The 3,050-nt window shown below is 43.8% G+C and carries 2 protein-coding genes; both read right to left on the bottom strand.

The window, feature by feature from the left end; translation table 11 throughout:
• Positions 1–186: 186 nt before the first annotated feature.
• Positions 187–594, bottom strand: a complete 408-nt coding sequence (locus tag ACFIK6_RS09375) for a hypothetical protein (protein ID WP_375642610.1) — start codon at positions 592–594, stop codon at positions 187–189.
• Positions 591–3,050: hemagglutinin repeat-containing protein (locus ACFIK6_RS09370; RefSeq protein ID WP_375677583.1), on the bottom strand; the 2,460-nt coding region annotated here is incomplete at its 5' end. The genes ACFIK6_RS09375 and ACFIK6_RS09370, both read right to left, overlap by 4 nt.

Genomic DNA, 3,050 nt, shown 5'->3' with positions numbered 1-3,050 from the left:
TTTCTTCATTTTTCCCCTCTTTCAATGGATTTATTTACGATAAAACAGCTCGGAAGCTTGTTGATATTTTCTGTCACCGCTGTTTAAAACAACGGTGAACAATATTGAGATGATGGATTGAGAAAACAATCCCGCCATTCCAAGTGAAGGCAAGGATGGCGGATTGTCGGTCATTACAAGCAAGACTTAAGGCTCGCATTCAGGTTGTTCTGGATGCTTTGTACAAAACGGGCTGTTCAAGCGCTTCTTGACACTTCGTTTTGGGATGATAGCACCAGGCTGACAGATGGGGAGGTTTTCAGCTTTAAAAGTATAACACCACCCACCCCCCTTAACTTCATTTTTATAGCGAAAACCTGCTTGAATCATGCATGCATGGACTGTTGCCTGTGCATTAATACTCTGCTCTCTGCTTTCTGAATCCTCATCATAAGGCGTTGGCATGCCACATTCTAGCAATGCTTTTCCTACCTCGGTAAAGTCTGCTCCTGGCTTCTTCCACATATACATGTACCCTGGAGAAGGCTTAAAAAAATTACACCCAGCTATACTTAACAGGATTATCCCGCTTAATAATCTTAAAATGTGTTTCATTTTTTGCTCCCTGAATTAATTGAATCAACGTATATACGGTGAGATGAACCATAATCATGTCTACATGCTCGATCCGCATTTGCATAACAAACATGAGGGCTGGGATAACCAAATAGTACTTTCTTTGCCTCTTTCACTACGTTACTACCAAGGGGCCTCTGGTAAAAAGTAGCGGGATTTTTGCCAAACACAACACCAACAAAATCATCTGCATGGTTTTCCAAGCCGACAGTGGTTTGCTTGCCATCCCTTAAGATATATAATGTATCTGCCATGTCTTGAGTATTATAAGCTGGACCAAAAAAATTAACCGTTGTTTCCTTTGCTATACCGTGAACACCATGCTTTACTAAATCATATGATCCATTTCCTGCTGTTATGGTACCACGACTATGGGCATCATCATGCAATCCTGTATTGCCATAAAGATACATTGTATCCTGGAATTTCTTGGTTGAATTGGTCAATCCAAAAAAAAGTCTACCTTCCAGAAGCTTCTGAAAAATCGCTATCCCTACTTCCACTTCCCAGTCTTCAGCTTCTGGGAAGTATGTAAAATAAAGGGGACCATGATCATTGTCAGCAAACTGGACGGTATAACGCGCAGCATCATCTGGTGAGGTAAAAATACCATTGTAAAACATATGAACCTGGCCATCAGAGCCTTTTTGTAAATGTTTTTCTTCTTCTGGTGTTAAATAGTGATACAGAGGTATTTTTCTTCCATGACTGTCTTTTATATAGTTTCCATTTTTATCTGTTGCATAGAGGACATTGCCATTTTCATCATGCTCAACTTCTCCCTCAGGATGTTTTTTGACATAGGCGATTTTATAAATTTTAACAAAGTATCCCAATCCTTCATCCGATAAATCATTGATCATATCTAGGCGATTATGAACGATCCCCTCAAGCGATGTGGCGTCCACCGGTGCAACGGCTTGGTGGGCTGCTGCGGTGTTGCGGTTGAGTGCATCAATGATTTGTCCAGCATCTTGCCCCATCGCCCTCTGTCCAGTTGTATCAGTAAGAATGATAGTCCCATCGCTGATAGCAGATTTGGTTTCCCCTTCTGCTCCATCCTTGGCTTTGCCGTGATTTAAAACATTCTTGGCAATGTTCTTTATCGTGTCGTTCCCAGAAATGCTAAACCCATGGCTGCTGGCTTTAGCATGGGCACTGTTGCTGATATCACTGGTGCTAATGCTTCCTGTGGTCAGGCTGTTTTTGTCCGCCGAGGCTGTGCTGGAAATAAGTCCTCCGGTCAGCGTTGTTTTATCTTTAACAATGATATTAAAGCCGCCATCACCCGCTTTGATGCCTGATTGTTCCACAACACTATGATAATCACTAGAGGATTTATCCTTTTGGAAAGAGGCGCTCATAGAGCCTCCACCACCCGTTTGTCCAGCACCAAACCCAACAGAAACAGAGTTTTGCTTACTGGAAGTTTGTCCCGTATCACTGCGACTGGTAATGGCAAAATCACCCCCTACTTCCATTTCTACTTGATTTCCAGAAACCACGGCGCCTGCCAGTGTGGTGTTTGCCCCACTGCTGGTATGAACAGTGCCAGTGCCTATAATATGGCTGTTTTTGTGTTGAACTTCCTCACTGGAACCTTCCCCTTGACTAAAAGCAGCACTACCCGTTGCCCCTGCGCCACCGGTGCCATAACCGGTGCCAACACTCATTGAAGCACTTTCACTGCTGTTTTGTGTGCTTTGCGTGTTTTGCGCACTTTCAAAGGTGATATCTTCACCTGCTTCCATGGTGATATTTCCGCTCTGTGCATCATTTTCCAGCACATAGATTGGATTGGTACCAGCGATAATATCAGCGCCAACACCATGAATGCTGCCTTTGTGGGCTTGCATGTTAACAGCGCGTCCACCTTCTATGCTATCTGTCACCGCTGTGGAGACTTGAGAAGAGGCTTCTGTTTTCTCAGTTTTAAAGCCCACGGTTACACTGCCAGATGCGCCAGCCAGATTGGCAAGAGCATCCTTGGTGGAGCCCCCCATCCCCCCTAATGGGTTACTCAGTCCTTTGGTTGTGTTCCCCTTTTCCCCCGTATTGCCAGTCAGCCAATCAACAAAATTCTTGCCTTTATTAAAGAGGTGATTGATTTTCATGCCGGTCAATATGCCATTAATAACTGTATTGTTACCATCCTTATTGTTCATGCGGTCCGCTGAATCTTTTAAGCCTTGTACCGTGCCAAGGATACCGATATCAACGGAAGTTGTCACACCAGCAAAGGACTTTTCATGTGTCTCTTTGCCGTTAGAGGTATCATAGCTTTCCGATAGTGTGATATTATTGCCAGCGTCAATGTTGACATCACGATCCGCCGTAACAATGGCTGCTTGCATATTTACATCATTGTCAGCAGTAATCTGCACATCTTGGCGTGCCGTGATGTGTGATTGTGTGGAAGTATTTTCCCATTGATC

It is taken from the genome of Bartonella sp. AS69XJJH (genome assembly GCF_042195585.1).
Taxonomy (GTDB): Bacteria; Pseudomonadota; Alphaproteobacteria; order Rhizobiales; family Rhizobiaceae; genus Bartonella.
This window is presented reverse-complemented; position numbering and strand designations above follow the sequence as displayed.